Origin of the sequence: Mangrovimicrobium sediminis (assembly GCF_004745945.1) — a bacterium.
Lineage (GTDB): Bacteria > Pseudomonadota > Gammaproteobacteria > Pseudomonadales > Halieaceae > Mangrovimicrobium > Mangrovimicrobium sediminis.
This window is the reverse complement of sequence record NZ_SRLE01000013.1, coordinates 149546-171099: the sequence shown is the minus strand read 5'-3', so window position 1 is coordinate 171099 and position 21554 is coordinate 149546. Positions and strand designations below refer to the sequence as shown.

19 protein-coding genes are annotated in these 21554 nt (G+C 66.5%); 6 read left to right on the top strand and 13 right to left on the bottom strand.

What is annotated here, in order from left to right:
• Nucleotides 1-45 precede the first annotated feature (45 nt).
• Nucleotides 46-861, top strand: coding sequence for a sterol desaturase family protein (locus E4634_RS18415; protein WP_135446129.1), 816 nt, complete (start codon nt 46-48; stop codon nt 859-861).
• Here E4634_RS18415 and E4634_RS18410 read toward each other — a convergent pair.
• Both E4634_RS18410 and E4634_RS18405 read right to left on the bottom strand, forming a co-directional pair.
• Nucleotides 858-2144, bottom strand: coding sequence for a flavohemoglobin expression-modulating QEGLA motif protein (locus E4634_RS18410; protein ID WP_135446128.1), 1287 nt, complete (start codon nt 2142-2144; stop codon nt 858-860). The genes E4634_RS18415 and E4634_RS18410 overlap by 4 nt on opposite strands.
• Entirely contained in the window at nt 2141-3274 is a 1134-nt protein-coding gene (locus E4634_RS18405) for a peptidase C39 family protein (protein ID WP_135446127.1), read from the bottom strand. Before E4634_RS18405 ends, E4634_RS18410 begins: the two co-directional genes overlap by 4 nt.
• 144 nt (nt 3275-3418) lie before the next feature.
• Between E4634_RS18405 and E4634_RS18400 the strand changes: the two genes are divergently transcribed.
• Complete coding sequence (locus E4634_RS18400) at nt 3419-4885, top strand: RimK family ATP-grasp domain-containing protein (protein WP_135446126.1); 1467 nt, start codon at nt 3419-3421, stop codon at nt 4883-4885.
• A gap of 17 nt (nt 4886-4902) precedes the next feature.
• Here the strand turns inward: E4634_RS18400 and E4634_RS18395 are convergent, their stop codons facing one another.
• Nucleotides 4903-5823 carry a sulfotransferase gene (locus E4634_RS18395; protein WP_167854980.1) on the bottom strand — a complete coding sequence of 307 codons (921 nt, stop codon included), beginning with the start codon at nt 5821-5823 and terminating at the stop codon, nt 4903-4905.
• 17 nt (nt 5824-5840) lie between these two features.
• Nucleotides 5841-6596: a 2OG-Fe(II) oxygenase gene (locus E4634_RS18390; protein WP_135446124.1), complete on the bottom strand. Its 756-nt coding sequence runs from the start codon at nt 6594-6596 to the stop codon at nt 5841-5843.
• 139 nt (nt 6597-6735) lie between these two features.
• On the opposite strand from E4634_RS18390, the gene E4634_RS18385 reads away from it, so the two are divergent.
• The gene (locus tag E4634_RS18385; RefSeq protein ID WP_135446123.1) at nt 6736-8457 is read left to right on the top strand and encodes a ShlB/FhaC/HecB family hemolysin secretion/activation protein; all 1722 of its coding nucleotides are present in this window, start codon (nt 6736-6738) and stop codon (nt 8455-8457) included.
• A 33-nt stretch (nt 8458-8490) separates the two neighbouring features.
• Here the strand turns inward: E4634_RS18385 and E4634_RS18380 are convergent, their stop codons facing one another.
• From E4634_RS18380 to E4634_RS18360, 5 genes are all read right to left on the bottom strand, one after another.
• Entirely contained in the window at nt 8491-9423 is a 933-nt protein-coding gene (locus tag E4634_RS18380; protein ID WP_135446122.1) for a lysophospholipid acyltransferase family protein, read from the bottom strand.
• 12 nt (nt 9424-9435) lie between these two features.
• Nucleotides 9436-10041 carry a sterol desaturase family protein gene (locus E4634_RS18375; RefSeq protein ID WP_167854979.1) on the bottom strand — a complete coding sequence of 202 codons (606 nt, stop codon included), beginning with the start codon at nt 10039-10041 and terminating at the stop codon, nt 9436-9438.
• Nucleotides 10042-10085: 44 nt separating this feature from the next.
• Nucleotides 10086-11072 carry a lysophospholipid acyltransferase family protein gene (locus E4634_RS18370; protein ID WP_135446121.1) on the bottom strand — a complete coding sequence of 329 codons (987 nt, stop codon included), beginning with the start codon at nt 11070-11072 and terminating at the stop codon, nt 10086-10088.
• 63 nt (nt 11073-11135) lie between these two features.
• Entirely contained in the window at nt 11136-12053 is a 918-nt protein-coding gene (locus E4634_RS18365; protein ID WP_206046944.1) for an NAD-dependent epimerase/dehydratase family protein, read from the bottom strand.
• A 17-nt stretch (nt 12054-12070) separates the two neighbouring features.
• On the bottom strand, nt 12071-13867 hold the full coding sequence (locus tag E4634_RS18360) for a fatty acyl-AMP ligase (protein WP_135446120.1): 1797 nt from the start codon (nt 13865-13867) through the stop codon (nt 12071-12073).
• 319 nt (nt 13868-14186) lie between these two features.
• On the opposite strand from E4634_RS18360, the gene E4634_RS18355 reads away from it, so the two are divergent.
• Together E4634_RS18355 and E4634_RS18350 are read left to right on the top strand one after the other, a co-directional pair.
• Nucleotides 14187-15410 carry a GNAT family N-acetyltransferase gene (locus tag E4634_RS18355; protein WP_206046943.1) on the top strand — a complete coding sequence of 408 codons (1224 nt, stop codon included), beginning with the start codon at nt 14187-14189 and terminating at the stop codon, nt 15408-15410.
• 7 nt (nt 15411-15417) lie between these two features.
• Nucleotides 15418-16230, top strand: a complete 813-nt coding sequence (locus E4634_RS18350) for a nucleotidyltransferase family protein (RefSeq protein ID WP_135446119.1) — start codon at nt 15418-15420, stop codon at nt 16228-16230.
• Nucleotides 16231-16242: 12 nt separating this feature from the next.
• Here the strand turns inward: E4634_RS18350 and E4634_RS18345 are convergent, their stop codons facing one another.
• From E4634_RS18345 to E4634_RS18335, 3 genes are read right to left on the bottom strand one after another with little or no spacing between them, the layout of a single operon-like run.
• Nucleotides 16243-17142 (bottom strand): metallophosphoesterase family protein, encoded by a 900-nt coding sequence (locus tag E4634_RS18345; protein ID WP_167854978.1) that lies wholly within the window; start codon nt 17140-17142, stop codon nt 16243-16245.
• A gap of 22 nt (nt 17143-17164) precedes the next feature.
• On the bottom strand, nt 17165-18367 hold the full coding sequence (spt, locus tag E4634_RS18340; protein ID WP_135446117.1) for a serine palmitoyltransferase: 1203 nt from the start codon (nt 18365-18367) through the stop codon (nt 17165-17167).
• Between the two features lie 34 nt (nt 18368-18401).
• Nucleotides 18402-18644 (bottom strand): acyl carrier protein, encoded by a 243-nt coding sequence (locus E4634_RS18335; protein WP_135446116.1) that lies wholly within the window; start codon nt 18642-18644, stop codon nt 18402-18404.
• A gap of 133 nt (nt 18645-18777) precedes the next feature.
• Here E4634_RS18335 and E4634_RS18330 point away from each other — a divergent pair, with 133 nt between their 5' ends.
• Nucleotides 18778-19824 (top strand): mitochondrial fission ELM1 family protein, encoded by a 1047-nt coding sequence (locus E4634_RS18330; RefSeq protein WP_206046942.1) that lies wholly within the window; start codon nt 18778-18780, stop codon nt 19822-19824.
• Here the strand turns inward: E4634_RS18330 and E4634_RS18325 are convergent.
• Nucleotides 19807-21543: an ABC transporter ATP-binding protein gene (locus E4634_RS18325; RefSeq protein WP_240725248.1), complete on the bottom strand. Its 1737-nt coding sequence runs from the start codon at nt 21541-21543 to the stop codon at nt 19807-19809. The genes E4634_RS18330 and E4634_RS18325 overlap by 18 nt on opposite strands.
• Nucleotides 21544-21554 lie beyond the last annotated feature (11 nt).

Sequence of the window (21554 nt, the reverse complement as noted above, 5' to 3'; positions counted from 1 at the left end):
CGCCAATGCTGGTAAACTCCCGCCTGCCGATGCCGGGAATCCGCGATGACGATCAATTCGCAGACCATCTATATTTTCACCGCGATCACCTTCGCCCTGTTCATGCTGCTGGAGTCGCTGGCGCCGCGACGTGATGCCGGAGGAGAGCTGGGCGCGCGCTGGGCCAACAACTTCGGCCTCGCCGCCCTGGCCTGGTACGCCAATGCGGTAGCCGGCACCTGGCTGGTCGTCTGGCTGGCGGGAATGCCGGAGCTCCAGGACCTCGCACTACTGCCCCCGGAAGTCGCGCAGCAGCCACTCGTGGGTTTCGGGCTGCTACTGCTGGTCTCCGAATTCCTCGGCTACTGCGCCCATGTGGGATTCCATAAAATTCGCTGTCTGTGGCCGGTGCACGCCGTGCACCACGCGGACACCGGGTTCGATGTCTCCACCAGCTATCGCCACCACCCCGTGGAGCCACTGATACTGCTGCCGCTGGTCGTACCGGTGGTGGTGCTGCTGGGCGTGACACCGCTGGCGGCGGCGCTGTACCGCTTGTTCGCCGTGGCCATCACCGTATTCAGTCACGCCAATGTGCGCCTGCCGGAAGGCCTGGACCGGGTGCTGCGCTGGTTTGTGCTGACACCCGACTACCACCGCATTCACCACTGCTCCGACCCGCACTACACCAACAGCAACTACGGCACCATGCTGCCCTGGTTCGACTACCTGTTCGGCACCGCACGGAGCCGACCCTACGCAGAGCAGGCGCAGATGGAACTCGGCCTGGAGTACTGGCGCGCTGCGAAGGACATGCGCTTGGACAGACAGCTGCTGATGCCACTGCGCGGTATCGCCGCAGTGCGGCGCCCCGCCCCCTAGAGCAGACCGCTGTAGTCAGCCTGCAACTGGTCGAAGTTGAGCGAGGCGATAAAGCGCGAGAAGCTCATCCAGGTCGCCAGGCCTTTCATCTGCGCGAAGTGCGGCGGCAGAAAGCGCGGCGGTGTGACCACACCCTCGTCCAGCAGCAGGCGGTAGAGCTTGAGGTCTTCCAGCGTGACCTTGCCCAGGAACAGCAACGGCAGGCTGTCCAGCTTGCCCTCGCTCATCGCCAGGCGCAGGAAGTTGAAGGTCTGCACGAAACCGCGCATGTAGGCCAGGTCCTTGGTGAAGGGGCGGCCATCGGCGGTGCTGCCGCGGAATACGCGGGTGGTAATCGAATAGCTTTCCTGGGGCGAAAGGTTGTTGGTGCACAGGTAGTCGAAGACCTCGACGAAATTCGCGCCCTCCTCCGCCAGGGTCACCGCGCGCACCCGGTTGACCAGTTTGTACAGGCGCGCGGGACTCGAGCGCAGGGTGAGGATTTCGGTCAGCACCGCCAGCCCTTCCTGGGTGGTGGTCGACGAGGGTGGCCCCTTGCCGAGGAAGGTGCAGTAGGGTTGGGTGCTGCCGTTCAAAGTCGTGCCCAGGTGCACCCAGCCCTCGTGCACCTCGAGCACGTCGATGTCCAGCTGGTTGAAGCGGGCGTCGCTGCGAATCTTCAGGTAGTCCGAGCCGGCGGCGGCGTCGGCGGTCATCTGGTCGTTGAGCAGCACGCGGATCCCGGCGTCGGGAAACACCGCCAGCAGGCGCTCGTTGAGCATCTCCACCGCCTGTTCCGCGGTGATAGTTTTCTCCTCCTCCGCCATGCTGTCGTGGCGCAGCAGGTTGACCAGGGTGTCCTCCATGGCGGTGCCGAGGTCCGCCAGGGTCGGGTCGCCGGCGTGAAACACATCGGAGGCGGAACCGTACAGGTCGCGGGAGACCAGGCCGAACTCCGGCGTGCCGCGCGCCTCCAGCAGGTCGACCACTGTGCGGTATTCGCGGCAGATACGCCGCATCAGCACGGACACCGGGTTGAGCTGGCCGAGCAGGCGGGCGATGTCGCGTTCGATCTCGCGAAACTCCCCGCGCTTGGCGGCGGTATCGAAATCCAGCGGGTTGCGTTCGCGGTAGTAGTCCACGTCGACCCGCGGCAGTTCGCGGCAACCGCTGGCGAAGAACGCCTCGCGCAGGTCGCGGTGCCACTTGATCGAGTCGAGCACGCGGATCGGGCGCTGCGCCTCGACCACGCGGTCGGAGAGCTCACGTACCTGGGCGAGGTACTGGGGCGAGGGGCCGCTCACGCGCGCGCCTCCCGCCGCAGCACCACCGCCGCCTGCAGGCGACTGGCGCCGAAGCGGCTCATGGCGGCGAAGTCCTCGCGGGCGATGGGAATATGCTGGTAATCCATGGCGAGCAGGCCCGCGTCGGCGGGCTCGGTGGCGATATCAATCTCATACCCCGGATCCTGCACGAACAGGCAGCGCTCGTCACTACCGCTGACCACCACCCAGTGCGGCGCCTTTTTCTTGTCGAGCCGGTAGGTGGAGATCAGTACCAGCAGGCTGGCGCCCGTGTTGAATGCATCAATCAGCGCCTGTTGCTCGACATTGCCGTAATCGATATCCACACCACACTGCGCCGCCTGCGCGACGAAGCTGTCGTGCACCAGGGACATCACCCGTTTCTTGTTGGGGTCGCGCACCCCCTCCAGAAACAGCGGGCCATGCTGGTTCACCCGCACGCTGGCGGAAAAACCCCGGCGCGAAGCGGCCAGGGCCAGGCCGATGGGGTGGCAGCCGCCATGGCCTGAGGTCATGAAAATAGTAGTGGCCTCACGCCAGATCTGGATCTCGTCCATGTGTCCAGGCACATAGGCCTTGTCGAGCGCGGCCATCGCCATCATCAGCGAGGCGGGTCCGCAGGTGAACGCGGTACTTTGCGGGAACCAGGGGATAATCCGGCTCTGCCCTTCCTCGTAAGCATGGACAATTTTTTCCATGCGCAGCGCGTCGCCGTGATCGTCGTAATAATCCCGGTACAGGCCGAAACGGCGATAACCCATGCGCTTGTAGAGCTTGATCGCCGCCTGGTTGCCGGTGGCAACTTCCAGGCGCATATACAACGCCCCTGCCGCGCGCGCACCGCGCTCGGCGGCGGCAATCAGTTCGGCGGCAAGGCCGCGCCCGCGCTGCGCGGGATCGACGGCGACGGAGTACAGCCGGGCCAGACGCGTGCCCTGGCGCAGCACCGCCAGTGCATAGCCCTGCACCTGCGCCTTTCTGTCCACCGCCACCAGGAACACGCAGTGCTCGTGGCGCAACCAGCGGCGAAAACTGCGGCGACTGAGGCGATCGGTACTGAAGCAGGCCTGCTCCAGCTCGAGCAGCCTGTCGAGATCGCCGGCTTCGGCCTTGCGGATGGAATCGCTCATGCTGGATACGCTGCCGCCTGCAGGGCGTCGCGCCCGGAATTAATAACGGTAAGATTGGCGCGAATATAGCTGTGCCGGCAATTGACTGCCAGAGTCGGCTGGCAAATACTTCCGGCAGTTTTCAACCCTCCAGGACAAGCCCGCGTGTCAAAAACCCTCGTAGTGGTTCACGATCGCAAGGACTGGCCGGACAGTCCAACCTCGGGGCAGGTCATCACTTTCTCCGAGTACGTGACCGGCAACTACCCGCAGGGGGCGACACGACCGCGTATCGTCAACCTGTGCCGCAAGTTCGGCTATCTCTCCGAGGGTTATTACTGCTCCCTGCTCGCCGAGGCGCGGGGACACAAGGTCACGCCCTCCCTGCAGACCCTGAGCGATCTCACCCGGCGCTCGCTGTACCGCATCCACGTCAGCGACCTCGGCGTGGCGCTGGACAACCTGGGCAGCGAAGCGGGGTCCGGGACCACCCTGCAACTGCGCTTTTTCTTCGGCCGCGCCCTGGACCAGGCCCACGACGCCCTGGCCCGGCGCCTGTTCGAAATCTTTCCCTGCCCGCTGCTGGAGATCTCGCTCACCCACAAGAAGCAGTGGGAGATCACCGGCCTGCGCGCCCTCTCGCCACGCGAACTCGAGCCGGCGGAGCGCGACCTGTTCAGCTGGACGCTGGAGGATTTCTCGCGCAAGCAGTGGCGGCGCAAGCGAGAGAAAATCCACGCGCGCTACGACCTGGCCATTCTTTGCGACCCGGCGGAGGCACTGCCGCCCTCGGATGCCAGCGCCCTGAAGCGGTTTATCCGCGCCGGCCGCGAACTGGGTATCGCCTGCCAGATCATTACCCAGCGCGACTACCTGCGCCTGCCGGAATTCGACGGGCTGTTCATTCGCACCACGACCAACATCGACCACTACACCTTCCGTTTCGCGCGCAAGGCGGAGAGCGAGGGCCTGGTGGTCATCGACGACAGCAAGTCCATCCTGCGCTGCACCAACAAGGTCTATCTCGCCGACCTGTTCCGCATCCACAAGGTCCCGGCGCCGCGCACCGTGGTGCTGCATCGCGGGCGGAAGGATCAACTGGAACAACTGGAGCGGGATTTCGGTTACCCCCTGGTGGTGAAGATCCCCGATGGCGCCTTCTCCCGCGGCGTGGAAAAAGCCAACAATCGCGAGGAACTGCACGCCATCTGCACCAGGCTGTTCAGCGAATCCACGCTGCTGCTCGCCCAGGAGTTCCTGTACACGGACTTCGACTGGCGTATCGGCGTGCTCGACCGCAAGCCGCTCTACGCCTGCCGCTACTACATGGTCAAGAAGCACTGGCAGATCTACCGCCACGGCCCGCGCACCGACTCCGGCGGCTTCGACACCATGCCGATCAGCGACGTACCGCCGGCGGTACTGGAGGCGGCGCTGGCGGCCACCCGGCCGATCGGTGATGGCTTCTACGGTGTGGATGTGAAGGAAAAAGATGGTCGCGGTTTCGTCATCGAGGTCAACGACAATCCCAGCATCGACAGCGGCGTCGAGGACAAGTACCTGGGCATGGACCTGTATCGCCAGGTGATGCGCACCCTGCTGCAGCGCATGGAGGCGCGCCGCGGGCACTGAGCCGTGGATAACGGGCCTCAGCCGCTGGCGTTCTCCAGGCTGCCGCGCCACAGCAGTTCCACGCGGCAGTGGCGCTCCACGTAGTCGGAAATCTCGGCGGGCAGCATTTCCCGGTAGCGGGTGACCGCCGCGCTGTCGATACCGTCGCGGGCGGCGAAGGAGGAATTGCTGCGACTGGGTTTCCCGCCCTGGGTGTAGTCGAGCAGGTCCTCGCTGAAGGCGATACCGGCAACCTCACAGACGCGACGAATCGCCGCCTCCGTGTCCAGCACGAGTTCCTCGAAACGCACAGACACCGCGGGGCCACATTCACGGCGAAAGGCGTCTATTTCCTCCACGTAGCGATTCTGGCGCCGGCAATAGCGGCCCAGCGCCAGTCCGGGATTGCGCACCAGCTTCGAGCTCAGGTGGGCGCGCGGGTCGCGCACCACGAACACGCCGCGCACGCTGTAACTGCGCGCGAGCAGGCGGCCGACCCGGATCAGGTCGCGATTGCTCGGTTGCAACGCGCAGAAGTAAACGCGCATGCGGGCGTCGGAGCCGTCGAAACCGAGGGCGCGCGACATGCCCTCCACATGATTCCTGACCAGTTCATCGGCGCCGATACCGCGGCGGTGATGGCTGCGGATGTAGTCGTAGTAGCACTCCAGGTCCAGGGAGCCGGCGGTGCCGAAACTCTCGGCGGCGAGATCGGAGTTTACCCGCTCCAGGTGCCCGCCCTTCTGCAGGCGCCGGTAAAAGGCCGGCGCCCCGGCCGGTGAGGTCAGCGCCCCAAGCCAACGCAGCGGTGCACTGCGCGCGAGATGGCGGATCGCGTAGTCCTCGTCCGGGGGCAACAACAGTTCGGGGTGCCCGTCCAGCAGACCGCGCAGCAGGTGGTTGCCACCGCGGGGGGGCGCTCCCAGGATCAATAGCGGGGGACGGTTACTGTCCTTCACGACTCGCAACGGGCATGTCAGTACATCATCCGTTCTTTGTCGGTCACCAGCGGCTTGCCGCGCAGCGCACGCTTGAATTTTTTCGCGGCGGCGCGCAACGGGCGGTAGGCTTCAAAGACCACGATAAATACCTTGCGGTAGTACCCCTCGGGGCACTGCACCGCGTGTACACCGTGCCAGGAATTGCCCTGGCGTGCGAACAACAGGCTGCGGTTATCCTGGGTCTGGGCGGCGTATTCCGCGGTGAAATCCGCAAACTCAGGGGCGCTGGCGGCGGGAAAGCGGCCCTCGTCGTCGAGTATGACTGTCTCGCCGCCCCAGGCCGGGTCCCAGTCATTGGCGGAGTTCAGGTAGAAGATCTGCGAACCCAGCTTGCCGCGCGAATCGCAGTGCGGCGAGACCTCGCAGCCCTGCGGCGTGTAGTGCCAGTGGAAGCGAAAGCGGATGTCGCCCACATCCAGCAGGCGGCAGACAAACTTGCGGTAGCTGTCTGCGCGCAGCTCCTGGATGAAGGTCTCCCAGGGTGCTGCCAGTTCCATGCCGTCTTCGTAGTCCAGCGCGTAGCGGTCGTGGCCCTTCTGGCCGTGCTTGCGCGTGCCGTAGAAGGCGCCCTTGAAGCGCGAAATATCCGGCAGGGTATCCAACAGTTCCTGGTAGCGCTCCGGGCGGATGAAATACTGGGGGTTCAGCCAGGGATACGGACGCTGCCCGCGAAACTCGCGGGTGTCGATGCCGTCCATCACTTCCTGGTTGAGATACTGCGCGCCGCTCATTGCCCGACCCTTCTTCATTGCCCACAGCAATATAATGGAATACGCGGCGTTCGGCATTATTTCCTTGCCCGGGCGCGCGCCGCTGTCCCAGAATAACCGGGAAATCGTCGGGGGTCTTTGCTTGTTCTCCAGCGCTGGTATGAATCGCCATCGCCCTGGCCGGGCGTGGCTTGCGTGCTCGCTCACGCTGTGCGGCAGCGCCGCACTGGCCCAACCCGGGCCGGGCGGGCCTGGCGCAGACGCCTGCCGTGAGGGCCCCCCGCTCAGCGGCGACGAAAAATTCAATTTCCGCATCAGTGATGCACAGCAGGCCTTTAACCGCTCGCTGCAGGGCGACCTCGTCGTCGGCCACATCGAATACATCCGCTACAACGTGTTCAACAGCGAGGACCCGCGCGAGCGCAACTGGCTGTACGACCTCGCCAACCGCTTCAACGTGGTCACCTGGGAATCGGTGGTCCACAGCCAGTTGCTGGTGCGCGAGGGCGGCACCTACGACGCCTACGCGCTGGCCGAGTCAGAACGCCTGCTGCGCGACCTGCCCTTCCTCTACGACGCCCGGGTGATCCCGCGCCGCGTGTGCGGCCAGGTGGTAGACCTGGAAGTGATTACGCGGGATATCTGGACACTCAACCCCACCATCAGCCTGTCGCGCAGCGGCGGCGGCAACAGCGCCACGCTCGGCATCACCGATTCCAACGTGCTCGGCAGCGGCAAGCAAGTGGGGCTGCTCTACGACAACGACCCCGACCGCAGCGGCTACAGCCTGATCTACGGCGACCCGGCGCTATTCAACTCGCGCTGGCAGATGCACGCGGTGTACAGCGACAACAGCGACGGCTACTACCGCAACCTGGCCGTGGAACGCCCGTTTTTCTCGGTGTACGAACCGTGGTCGGCGGGCACCAGCGCGACCCAGGGCAAGCTCGAGGAAGCCACCTGGTTCCGCGGCGACGAGGTTACCGAGTTCGAGCATCGCTACGACCGTGTACGGCTGTTCGGCGCCTTCGCCGACGACCCCGAGGAGGGGCACCGGGTGGGGCGCTGGAGCCTGGGTGTCCACTACGAGACCAACGACTTCGACTACAGCGACAGCAACATCCCGCCCGAGGCGCTGCCCGCGAGCCGCGACTACGTCTACCCGTTTGTGGGCTACCAGTCGATCGAGGACCAGTACCTCAAGGTGCGCAACATGAACTACATCGGGCGCACCGAGGATTTCTACACCGGCGAGCGCTACCACTGGTCGCTGGGCTGGTCCGGCGAGGCCTTTGGCGCGAGCCGCGACCTGCTGGCACTGGACGCTCACTACGGCAATACGCTGTGGATCGATGAGGGCAACATGTGGCGCGTACAGGCCTACGCCAACGGCTACCTGTCGCCCGACGAGGGCGATTTCGAAAACCTCTGGTTCACGCTGTACACCAGCTATTTTCATCGCCAGCACCACAACTGGACCTTCTACAGCGCCGCGCGCGTCGACCTCACCAACGGCCTGACCGACGACCGCCAGGTACTGCTCGGCGGCGACAACGGCATGCGCGGCTACGAGCGCAACTACCAGGTCGGCGACCGCAGCTTCGTGATCAACCTGGAAGAGCGCTACTACTCGGACTGGCACCCGTTCCGGCTGTTCCGGCTGGGCGGCGCGCTGTTCCTGGACGTGGGCCGCGCCTGGTACGACGACGAAGACAACGGCGCCAACGACGGCACCCTGGTGGACGTGGGTGTGGGGCTGCGGCTCAACTCCAGCCGTGCCAACAAGCGCCGGGTGATCCACGTCGACCTGGCCTTCCCGCTGGCCACCGGTGACGACGTCGACGACGTGCAACTGCTGTTTCGCGTGCGCGACCAGTTCTAGCGGGCCGCGACCTGCTCCAGTGCAAGCCATGAGCTAGAGCTTGTGCGCCTTCGGCCAGCGCCGCTTGAGGCAGATCCAGGCGGCGGGGTCGTCGCGAATCCAGCTTTCGAAACAGTTGTTGATCTGGGCGGTGAGGTCCAGCACCTGCTCGCGCGGGTCCGCCCCGGCGTCGCTCGGCTCCAGCGGCGCATAGGTAGTGACCCGGCAGCGGCCGTCGGCAAGCCGCTGGGCACGCACTGGAATGAGCGCCGCGCCGGTGCGCTGGGCGAGGCCCGCGGCGCTGGTATTGGTGAGCGCCTCGACACCGAAAAACGGCACCAGTTTGCCGCTGTCCAGCCGCGTATCCATGGCCATACCGATGCCGTGGCCCGCCTGCAACTCGCGCAACAGGGGTCGCACCCCCTCCTCCGAGGATATCCAGCCCACGCCGAAGGACTGGCGCATACCGACCATGATCTCGGTCATCGCACGGTTGGACTCGGGGGCGTAGATGGTGCTGACCGTCAATCCGTACTCGCGGGCGATCAGGTTGACCGCCTGCCAGGGCCCGACGTGGGCGGTGACCATGATCGTGGGACGCCCGCTGCGCAACGCGGCCAGTGCCTCCGGCGCTATCTCGAATTCCAGCAGTTCCGCCCGCCGCTCCCAGACCTGGTCCATGCGCACCAGTTCCACCGCCGCATGGCCGAGGTTGCGGAAGATGCCGCGGGTGGTGTCCTCGTACCACTTCGCGTCGCGCCCCGGGAACGCCACGGCGAGATTGTCCCGCGCCTTCTTCGCCTTGCTGGTGTGCGGCCCGGCCAGGGCGAACAGGCCGCCGCTCAGCCGGTAGGCAAGGTTCAGGGGGATGTGCCGCACCAGCCAGAATACGCTGCGGAACAGGATGCTCTCCAGCCACTGGGCGATGCGGCCCAGCGCGGGAACACGGCGCGCCAGGCGCTTGGGAACCAGGTAGTACTCAGCCATCGGGCCGCAGTCTCAGCGCGGCCAGGTACCGAAGACGATATCCCACAGCGGCGAACTCACGCCGAAACGGCCCGGCTGGCGCGAGAAGTGGTGCCTGAGGTGGTAGTGCTTGAGGAACTTCGCCACCGGATTGCGCATGTGGAAATGGTGGGTGGCGTAGTGGATGTAGTCGTACATCAGGTAACCCACCACGAAGCCAGCGAAGAACGGCTCGACCCAGGGTGCCGGGATCAGCAGCGCAAACAGCAGGTAGAGTAGGCCCATGATGGGAATCGCACCGGCCGGCGGGAACACCAGGCGGGTCTTGTCCATCGGGTCGTCGTGGTGGTTGCCGTGGAACAGGAACACCAGCCACTTGCCGGCCTTGGAGCGCGCGGGGTAGTGGAACAGGAAACGGTGGAACACGTATTCCACGAAGGTCCAGGTAAACATGCCGGCCAGGGCCAGTGCTGCCAGCGACATTGCGGGCACGGTGTGCACCGCCACCGAACGCCACAGCAGCCAGGCCACCACGGGCGCCCACACCAGCAGCGGCGTGATCGGGTGCACGTGGGACATGCGCTCGAGAAAGTCGTTCTCGAACAGGCGGATTGATTGGTGCGGGCTCTTGTCAGTCATGGTCCTGCCGGGCTCGTGTCGGTCTGCGTCCTGCCAGGGGCGGGTCAGTGGCTGTCCTGGCGGACGTTTGCAGGGTCGCCGGACTCATCCGACTCCCCTATTTTAACCTTTGGCCACATTCGTTTCGAGCACATCCAGTCGCTGGGTTCGGCACTAATCCACTCTTCGAACAGCTTGTGGACCTGCCGGGTCATGTCCTGTGCCTGCCGGGCCGGGTCCGCAGCGGAGTCGGCGGGGCACACTGGAGGGTAGAAAGTGACACGAAAACGCGCGCCCTCGCGGCGCTGCACGCGGATCGGCACCAGCTCGCAGTGGTGTTTCAGCGCCAGTCGCGCTGGCACCAGGGTGGTCAACTTGTCGCGCCCGAAGAACGGTATCGGGCTGCCCTCGTCGACCCGGCGGTCGATGATCATACCCACGGAGCGCCCCTGCTTGAGACAGCGCATCAGTTCCCGGGCACTGTTGTCACGGGGCACCAGCTCGCTGTTCAGGGCCGCGCGCGAATTGCGCAACATGCGGTCGAGCATGGGATTGGTGGGCGGCGAGTAGAGACTGGCCATGGGAATGCCCAGCCGCGCCAGGCCCAGCCCGAGGACTTCCCAGTTGCTCAGGTGGGCAGCAACGAACACGGCCGGCCGGGAAGGGTCACGACAGGTCTCGATGTCGCCCCGCACTTCCACCTCAACGCGCTCAGGATCGCGATGGATGGCGGCCAGGTGCGGATACTCCGCGAGCACCCGGCCCGCCCGCCCCCAGGCATCGCGCACCAGGGTCTCGCGCCCGGCCTCGTCCATCTGCGGGAAAACCACGGCCAGGTTGGCGTGGAATATTTCGTTCTTGCGCCCCAGGCGCGGGCCGATCCAGCGCCCCACCCGCTCGCCGAAAGCGGAGGCCCCGTCTATCGGGAGCATGCCAAACAGCTTCACCAGGCCCCACACCAGGCCGTAGTCCAGGCGCCAGAGTGCGCGTTGCAGGCCCGGCCGCGCCCGCGCCAGTTTGCGCAATGGATACCCGATGATGAACTCAGCCACGCGTCCCTCCCCTCGCGCCAGTTGCCGGAGCCATGATAACCGCGCTGGCAGTCGTCCGGTGCATCACGCAGCTTCCCCAAACAGTATCTCGAGCCCCGCGCGCAGGTCGATCGCCGGTCGCCAGCCGGTGACCTCGGTCAGCCCGGCGTTGTCCGCGGTCCAGTCGGTGTGGCGCAATTCGCGCAGTTTGGGCGGGGTCAGCATGGGCAGGCTCCCGCGCAGGCGGGCCAGGCCCAGATTGGTAGCGGCCACCGCGTTGAGCAGCGGCGCCGGGACAACAAGCGGTCGCACCGGGCGTTTGAAGACCTCGGCGGCAATTGCGCAGGCCTCGCGCCAGTCGTAGCCACCGGGATGTCCGTCACAGGGCGTGAACGTCCCCCCGGCCGCTGCCGGGCTGGCCAGGCAGTCGGCGAGTGCCCGGCACAGGTCATCGACGTACACCAGGGAAAAGCGCGCCTCGCAGGCGCCGGGCACCGGCGCCCAGCCGCGGCGCATGGCATTGAATACCGGCAGCATCTCGCGGTCGCCCGGCCCGTAGACCGCCGGCGGGCGCACAATAACCCAGTCCTGCACCGGCGCGCTGTGCACCACCTCCTCCGCCGCCCGCTTGCTGTGGGCATACCAGGACAGCTGCGGCTCGCGCGCAGCCAGGGAGGAGACCAGCAGGAGTCGCGCTTGCGGCGCGGCTGCCGCCAGTGCTGCGCAGACCGCCTCGGTGCCCGCCACGTTGACCCGGTCAAAATCCGCCGCGCAGGCGCCGCGCACGGCACCGGCGGCGTGTACCACTGCCGCCGCGTCCTCGACCAGGCGGCCCAGGGCTGCGCGGTCGGAGAGATCACCGGTGACCAGTTCCACTCCCTGTGCGGCGAGCATGTCAGCCCGGCGCGCGTCGCGCACCAGTGCGCGCACGCGCAAGCCGCGCTGGCGCAGCTCACGGGAAAGAGTCGTACCTATGAATCCGGTGGCACCGGTCAGCGCCACCAGGTCACCGCTGGCGATCAGGCTGAGGCCGCCCGGCGTCGCAGTTCGGCGGCGAAGTGCTCGTCGCGCTCCGCATCCTGCGCGGCGATGAAGTCGAGGCGCGCCTTGGCCCGGGACAGCTTGCCCGAGGACGTGCGCGGCAGGGAGTGAATGGGGACCAACTCGACGTAGCAGTCGAGGCTCATCTCCATGCGCAGCAGCGCGGTCAGGCGGCGCACCAGGGTGCTGCGTACAGCGGTATCGGTTTCGCGGCACTGGACCAGCATCACGCAGTGCTCTTCGCCGCTCTCGTCCGGGGCGGAGAACGCCACCGCATCGCCCGGGCGGAATTCCGGCTGGGCCTCGGCGATGTGCTCGAGGTCCTGCGGCCAGATGTTGCGGCCGTGGATGATGATGATGTCTTTCTTGCGACCGGTGATGGTCAGCACGCCATCGGCCAGGTAGCCGATGTCACCGGTGTTCAGCCAGCCGTCGGCGTCGAGCACGTCGCGGGTCTCGGCGGGCATGTTGAAATAGCCTTCCATCACGCTGGGGCCGCGCAGGAAAATCACGCCGCTCTGCCAGTCGCCGAGGATGCGGCCGTCGTCGCGGATCTGCACCTCGAAGCTGGGCAGGGGTACGCCGCAGTTGACGAAGTGGCGGCCGCGACCGCGACCCTCGCGGGCGCTCTCGTCCAGCAGCACAGCCTCGTGTTTCTCCGCCAGGTGATCGGCGTCGATGTAATGGGTGGTGAAACCGCGGCCCAACGGCGAGAAGCTCACGCCCAGGGTGCACTCGGCCATGCCATAGCAGGCGGTGAACGCGCGGTGGTCGAAGCCGCAGGGGGCGAGGATCTCGGCGAACAGTTCCAGCGTCTGCGGGCGGATCATCTCGGCGCCGATGCCGGCGACGCGCCAGTTGGAAAGGTCGTACTCCTCCAGGTTGTTGGGGCGCACACGGCGGGCACACAGGTCGTAACCGAAGCTCGGGGCGAAGGAGATGGTGGCCCGGGTCTTGGTCATCAGCGTGAGCCACTGGCGCGGGCGCACGGCGAACTCGCGGGTGTCGAGGTAGTCGACGGAAATCTGTGTGGCCAGCGGCACCAGGACAAAGCCCACCAGGCCCATGTCGTGGTAGAACGGCAGCCAGGACATCAGGCGATCCTCGGGGCCGATCTGCAGGCCGTCCTGGGAGATGCCCTGGATGTTGGCCATGGCGGTGTGGTGACGGATCACCACGCCGCGCGGGAAGCGTGTGCTGCCGGAGGTGTACTGGATGTAAGAGATGTCGTCCGCGCTGATCTCGGGCAGCGGCATGCCGCGCTCCGGCAGGGCGTGGAAGTGCGCGGGCTCGCCGACCATGCGCAGTGACAGCGGCGCGCCAGCTTCCTGCAGGAACGGCAGGTAGCCCTCGGAAGCCACGCCGATGGCGGCGTCACTGGCCTCGAGCAGGGAGCGCAGTTGCATCACGTAGGTGTGGTGTGCGCCCAGTTTTACCGATGCCGGCAGTGCGACAGGGATAAGGCCGGCGTACTGGCAGGCGCAGAAGAAACGGATGAATTCGGGGTCGGTCTCGGCGATCAGCGCAACGCGATCGCCCTTGTTCAGGCCCAGGCCGAGCAGTTTGTCGGCCAGCAACAGCGCCTCGCTGCGCAGTTCGGCATAACCCAGGCTGGCGTAGATCGCGCCGCGACCAGTGTAGAAGTTGATCCCGGTTTCGCCACCGGCGGCATAGTCCAGCGCTTCGGTGAGGGTAGCGAAGTCCCCGGCGCGAAACGGTAGCGTATGACGAGTGGGTGTAGCTTCAACCTGACGCGATGACTGACACGATGACAAGGACCAATCCTCCTGAAGCAGCTCAGCCCTGACCTGCGCTCGGTCCCGCAGAACGCGAAATCGCCAACATCGGCATCATTTCCGTCCGCTCGCGGCGTCCGGCTGGTACCCTGCTGGCCACGTGACCCTACATCTCACGCGGTAGGCTGTAATCTGAAAAAGTTTTTGTCTGACGGGCCTTTGACGACCTCTATTGCACAAAAATACTAGCACTTAAAGCATTGAATAAGATAGGGAAAAGTACCAAACGGGCGGCAACTGGCCGGTTACCGGCAGTATTTCACAGGAGCGCCCCGGAGCGCCCACAGGCCGCTCCCGGGTGATTACCGACAGCGGCCGGGGGCGGTATACTGCGCCCTTTTGCGCGGCCGGACGACAGTGCCGGGGGGATATCACTCTGCCAGACAAAGCCACCATAACCCTTGAAGATGTAGGGGATAAAGGCCGTCTGCGCGAGTTCCTGCGCCTGCCGCACCGCCTGTACGCCGACGATCCGCAGTGGATCGCGCCACTCGAGTTCGAGCAGCGCCAGCGCTTCTCCGACAAGAACCATTTCTTCGAGCACGCCCGCTGGCGCGGCTGGATCGCCCGCCGCGGCGAGCGCACGGTGGGCCGCATCACCGCACAGATCGACGAACTGCACCTGGCCCAACACGGCGACGGCGCCGGTTATTTCGGCATGTTCGAGGCCGAACAGGACCCGGAAGTGGTCGATGCCCTGTTCGGCGCCGCCGAGGCCTGGCTGCGCAGCGAGGGCATGCAGTGCGCGCGCGGACCGTTCAACCTGCACATCAACGAGGAGCTGGGCCTGCTGGTCGACGGTTTCGACACCCCGCCCTTCGTACTCATGGGCCACGCCCGCCCCTGGTACGGCGAGGCCATCGAAGCGCGCGGCTACTGCCCGATCAAGGACCTGCTGGCCTATCACATCGACCCGGATTTCAAGACCCCCAGGGTCATGGCGCGGTTGGCCGAGAAGGTCTCCGACCGCGTGCGCGTACGCCGCGCCAATCGCAAGGACCTCAGCGCCGAGGCGGCGGTCATGCTGGATATCTTCAACGACGCCTGGCAGGACAACTGGGGCTTCGTGCCCCTGGCGCCGACAGAGTGGGAAGAGACCGTACGTACGCTCATCCACCTGATGCCCGACGACTATATCCAGATCGCCGAGCTGGACGGGGAACCGGTGGCCTTTATCGTCGCCCTGCCGAACATCAATGAGGCTGCCCGCGATCTCGGCGGCCGCCTGCTGCCCTTCGGCTGGGCCAAGCTGCTGTGGCGTCTCAAGGTCAGCCACCCGAGCACCGCCCGCGTGCCCCTGATGGGCGTGCGCAAGCGCTTCCACCACCTGCGCCTGGGGCCCACCCTCGCCTTCGTGGTGATCGACGCGGTGCGCCAGGCCCTGGTAGCCCGGGGCGTGAAGGACGTCGAAATGGGCTGGATCCTCGAGGACAACGACGGCATGCGCAACATCATTGAAACCATCGGCGGGGAGGCGTACAAGCGCTACCGCGTCTACGAGAAACCGCTGGTACAGGAATGAACACCCCATGACATTTGCAGTAGGCAAGATGTCGGCCATCGTACTGGCCGGCGATCGCAGCAAGGCGGACGCACTGATCCGCTCCACCGAGGTCGGCAGCAAGGCAATGATCGACATCGACGGCACACCCATGGTGCGCCGCGTGCTCAACGCGCTGCGTGAGGCGAAGACCGTGCGCGAGATTACCCTTTCAGGCCCGGAGGCCAGCGAGGTGGCCCGCGACGCGCAGTTGCAAAGCTGGGTGGACGACGGAGAAATCCGCTGGGGCGAGCCGGGCCCGACCCCGAGCACCAGCGCCTACAAGACCATGGAAGGCCTGGATGCCGACGCCCCGGTGCTACTGACCACCGCCGACCACCCCCTGCTCACCGCCGAGATCGTCGACGCCTTCGCCCGCCAGAGCCTGACCGACCCGGTGGACCTGACTGTCGGCCTGGCGCCCCATGCGCTGGTTACCGAGGCCTACCCGGGTATCCACAAGACTGTCATGCATTTCAGCGACGGCGACTTCTGCGGATGCAACCTGTTTGCCTTCGTCACCCCCGAGGGGCGCCGTGCGGCGCGTTTCTGGCGCAAGATCGAGCAACAGCGCAAGAAGCCGTTGGTGCTCATCGGCCTGCTCGGCTGGCCCTCGGTAATTCGCTATCGGCTGGGCTTGCTGTCGCTGGAGGAAGCGTTGGCCAAGCTGGGCAAGCGCCTGGGACTGCGTATCCGGGCGGTGATCCTGCCCTACGCCAACGCGGCCATCGATGTCGACTCGATCGCCGACCTGATGCTGGTCAAGGGTTCGCTGGCCAACGCCGTGGACCGCGACGCCTGAGATGCCGCCGGGTCAGCGCGCCAGGCTGAAGGCGCGGCTGCGCTCCGGCAGGAATTCGCCGCGCTGACAGTCGTAGGCGTGGGATTCGACTTCCAGGCGCCAGCGCTCGCCCTCGCGCTCCACCGCATAGCAGTTGTAGCGCGCGTGGTCCGCCCCGTGCAGGCCCATGGCCGAGGCCGAGGGCACCGCGAACACCGGAGCGGGACCGTGGCGGGTCGGCAATTCGCCCAGCGTGGCGCGGTGGCCGTGGCCGTGCAGCACCATCTCCGTACCGCACTCCGCCAGCACCGCGCGCAGGCCCGCCGCGTCGGTCAGGCGCTTGCGCCACTTCTCGGAGCCGGCCAGCAGCGGGTGGTGCAGGTAGACCACCCGGAACAGGCCACGCTCGCGGGTCTCGGCCAGCACCTGCGCCAGGCGTTCGAGTTGTTCCTCGCCGAGGGTGCCGGTGGCCAGCAGGGGCGGCTTGGGCACCGCCGATGACAGCCCGATGAAGGCCAGTTCCCCGCGCACCCGCAGGCTGGGAAACAGTTGCTCCGCCGCCCCCGCCTCGTCCGACTGCATATACTCGCGCCACTGGGCGAAGGTCTTGTCCCACACGCTGCGCACATAGGCGTCGTGGTTGCCCGGCACCACGGCAACGTCCGCCGGATTCCCAAGGCGCTGCAGCCAGGCGCGAGCCTCGCCGAACTCCTTCGGCAGTCCCACGTGGGTCAGGTCGCCGGTCACCAGCAGTTGCGCCAGCTCCTGCTTTTGTAGGTCGCGTTGCAGCGCCTCGAGCACTTCACCGCGGTGCTCGTGGCGCCGTTTGCGCCGCCAGGAGAGGTAGCCCAGCAGGCGCTTGTTCAGCAGTTCGCGCCAGTCGACGCTGTCCAGGGAACTCAGGTGGGGATCGGAGATTTGCGCAAACCGCACGGCCATAATTGCAGCGCCGCGCTCAGGCCTGGCCAGGCGCGGGCAATAGCCCGGCGTCCTGCAGCGCGGCATAGGCGGCGATCATGGTCTCGATCTGCTCCGGGGTGTGCGCGGCGCTGACGCTGTTGCGCAGCAGGCAGTAGGTCGACGGCGAGGCCGGCGGCACCACCATGTTGACGTAGACGCCCGCCTCGAGCAGTGCCTGCCAGCAGGCCAGGGTGCGCTCGCGGTCCTCGAGCACCACCGCCACCACCGGGCTGGCGGAAGGACCGACGCGCAGGCCGAGGCCGGCGAGCCCGGAATACAGGCGATTCGCGTTGTCCCACAGGCGCTGCCGCAACTGCGGCTCGGCGCGGATGATGCGCAGCGCCTCGCGGGTGGAGGCGATCACCGAGGGCGCGGAGGAGGCGGTGAAGATATAGGCGTTGATGCAGAAGCGGATGGCCTGCAGTTCCGCGTGGGGGCTGACGCAAAAACCGCCGATGCCGCCCAGGCTCTTGCTGAAGGTACCGGCGACGAAATCCACGTCGTCCTCAATACCGGCGGCCTGCGCCGCGCCGCGGCCGGTCTCGCCGAGCACACCCATGGAGTGCGCCTCGTCGACGAACAGGTAGCCGCCGAACTCGCGCTTGGCGGCGGCGATCTCCTGCAGCGGCGCCACGTCGCCGAGCATGGAGTAGATGCCCTCGACGATGATCAGCGCATCGGCGGCGCGCTCGCCCAGGCGGCGCAGGCGTTTGGCCAGATCGTCCGGGTTGTTGTGCTTGAAGCGGATGATCTCGGCGCCGGACAGGCGCACCCCGGCGTAGATGCTGGCATGGCTGTCCCCGTCCAGCAGGATGACATCGCCGGGGCCGGCCAGGGTCGCGCACATGCCGGAGGTCGCCGCGTAGCCGGTGGAAAATACAATGGCGTGGTCCACGCCGTAGAAATCCGCGATGTCCGCCTCCAGCGCCTGGTGCTCGGAGAAGGAGCCGTTGGCCACCCGCGAGCCGGTGGTACCGGTACCCCAGCGCTGGGCCGCGGCCTGGGAGGCGGCGATGCAGCGCGGGTCGTAGGACAGGCCGAGGTAGTTGTTGGTGCCGGCGAGGATGACATCCCGGCCTTCGACGCGACCCTCGGTGGCGGAGTAGATTTCCTCGGTAACGGCACCGAAGGGTTTGACGCCGCGTTCCGCGAGTTCTGCGCGGAAGTCGACCATGGACTGGAATTTATCGAATAGCATAAAACCTGGCTGCGTTGCCGCAGGCGGGATCAGTTCACTGCGTCAGCTCGTGGACCTTTCTCGCCAGTTCGCCGACCGTGTTCACGTCCGGCAATATATTAAGGGGGATGGAGATGTCGAAGTGGTCTTCGATGCGCTCGATCGACTCCATGACTTCCAGCGACGTGAGACCGATATCAGCCACCAGGTCGGTGCTTTCCGTCAGTGTGACCTGCTTCTTGTTGTATGATTCCAGCACATTGCAGATAAAACCAAGATATTCCTGATATTGGGTCATGCGGTGGCTATCCTGTGCGGTGGCTGTTCAGTGCTGCTGTCCCTGCAGTCGCCTCACCGGAGCTGGGCTTGCCGGGGCTGCCGGAGCGGGGCCGGATTCGGGACGCTGGAACTATACCGATGGAACAATGCTAATGCCAGTGGTTTGGCTGATCGACGCCTACCGCGCCGGCGAGCGCGGGCAGGTGCGCGCGCTGGTCGACGCGCTGGGCTACCCCTGTGAGACAAAGACACTCGAATACCGCACGTCGCGGTTCATGCCGCACGTGCTGGGTCGGGCCACACTGGACGGTATCGAGCCGGGTTCGCGGGCGCAGTTGCGGCCGCCGTGGCCGGACCTGGTGGTGAGCTGCGGCGTGCGCAACGAGCCGGTCTGTCGCTGGATTCGCGAGCAGTCCGGCGGGCGCAGCCGCTACGTGCACGTCGGCCGTCCCTGGGGCCCGCTGGAGCAGTTCGACCTGGTCATCACCACACCCCAGTACCGCGTGGCCGAGGCGCCCAACGTGCTGCGCAACCCGCTCACCCTGCACAGCCTGGACGCGGCGCGGCTGGCCCTGGCGCGCAGCGAGTGGCAGCCGGTATTCGCCGCCCTGCCACAGCCTCGCATCGCAGTGCTGGCCGGCGGCGACAGCGGCCCCTTCACTTTGGGGCCGAAGGCGGCGGCGCGCCTGGGACGCGAGGTCTCCGCGCAGGCCGCGGACAGTGGCGGGTCGCTGCTGGTCACCACCAGTTCGCGCACCCGCGCCTCGGCGGTCGAGGCGCTGCAACTCGAATTGCGGCAGCCGGCCCATTTTCACCGCTGGCGCGCTGGCGACACCGCCAACCCCTATGTCGGCATGCTCGCCTGGGCGGACCGCATCGTGGTCACCGGCGACAGCATCGCCATGCTCTCCGAGGCCTGCGCCACCGGCGTGCCGGTGCAGATGTTCGACCTCGGCGGCATGCGCGCCGATCACCCGGTGGATCGCGATTTTCGCCTCGGGGGCAGCCTCTACGCCGGCCTGCTGCGCTGGGGCTGGGCGCCGCTGACCCGGGACATCACCGAGGTACACCGGCAGCTGCGCGAGTCGGGAAGGGTGAACTGGCTGGACGAGGCGCCGCCGGCGAGCGGGGCAGATTCGGGGGCAAGCGACCTCGAACGCTCGGTCGCAGCGGTGCGAAGCCTACTTGGCGAGGCCTGAGCGGGCCTCGGCATCCAGGCCCAGCGCGCCGCCGGCGCTCATCTGGTAGACGCGGTCCGCCGCCTGCACCATGGCGCGGTTGTGGGAGATGGCGAGAATCGTCAACTTGCCCTTGAGCGATTCCATGGTGTTGCGCACCGCTTCCTCGCTCTCGGCGTCCAGGGCACTGGTGGCCTCGTCGAGGATCAGCAGCCGCGGGCGGTTGATCAACGCGCGGGCGATGACGATGCGCTGGCGCTGGCCGCCGGACAGCTTGCCGCCGCGCTCCCCCACCACCGTGGCCATGCCCTGCGGCAGGCGCTCGACGAATTCCCAGGCACCGGCCGCGCGCAGCGCCGACTCGGCCTGCGCCTCGTCCAGTTCCGGGTCGCCCAGGGTGATGTTGTGCAGGATGCTGTCGTGCAGCAAGGTGGTGTCCTGCGGCACGTAGCCGATCATGCCGCGCCAGGCGCGCAGGTCGATCTCCTGCAGGGGCACGCCGTCGATGGCGATGCTGCCGCTATCCGGGCGCAGCAGGCCGATGGCGAGATCGATGATGGTGGTCTTGCCCGAGCCGGAGGGGCCGACCAAGGTGGTCAGGCATCCCGCCTCGATTTCCAGGTCCAGCGAGCGGAACACGCTGTGGCCGTCGTAGCCGAAGCTCACGTCGCTGAAGCGCAGGCCCTGCTCCAGGGTCGGCGTCACCCCCTCGCTCAGGGTTTCCTCGTTGGCGCTGGCCTCGGCGATGGCGGATTTCATCGACCAGTAGGCGCTCTCTCCCTGGGCCAGTTTCTGGTACTGCTTCTGGACCTTGCCGAAGAACGAGAACGCCCGGCCCAGGGCAACCACCAGCACCATCACCGTGGGCAGCGCCATGGAAAAACGTTCCAGCGCCACCCAGATACCGAGGCAGATGAACAGGGTGAACATCAACTCGTGGGCGGAATCCAGCACGGCTGCACTCAGCACCTGCTTGCGCAGGGCGCGGTTCAGCCGGCGGGTGTCGCCGGACAGCGCCTGGTCCGCCAGGTGATCCCGGGCCATGGCCTTGAGCGGCTTGACCGACTGCAGGGTGTCCGTCAGGTTCGCCATCAGCGCGCCGAGCAGGTGGGTCTGCCGCGAGCCCGCCTTGCGCGTGATGCGCACCAGGAAATGGGACAGCCCGATGACCAGCGCACCGGCGCCGATCGCCACCAGCGAGGCGCGCCAGGACAGGGCAAAGGCCACGGCGCCGTAGACCAGCGCCTGGATGAAAAAGGTGATAGCCGTCGCGCCGTTGACGAAGGCTGTCGATGAGCGCTGGGCCTCGGTGGCAAGCGCATTGGTCAACTTGCCCACCGGCTGGTGCAGGAAGTACTCCCAGCGGCTGCGCAGCACTGCGCGCAGCATGGCCAGGCGCATGTCGGTCACCACCTGGGCTGCGGTGTAGCCCACCTGGCGCTGGGCCAGCAGCAGGAAAATACTCTTGATCAGGACGCCAACGACGAGGATCGCCAGCATGTTGCCCAGGGTCGGTGCGATATGCAGCGCGTCCAGCACGTCCAGCACCTTCTGCTCGAAGTCGCGCTGCGCGCCGGAGGTGGCGACGCCGGTCACCGCCTGCGACACATCCTGTCCCAGGGCCACGTTGATCAGCGGCAGCAGCGTGGACAGGCCGATACCCTCGGCGATACCCGACAGCAGCAGCGCCACCAGCATGAACACCGTGTGCCCGGGGTAGGCGCGGAAAAAATCGAGCATCAGGCGCACTG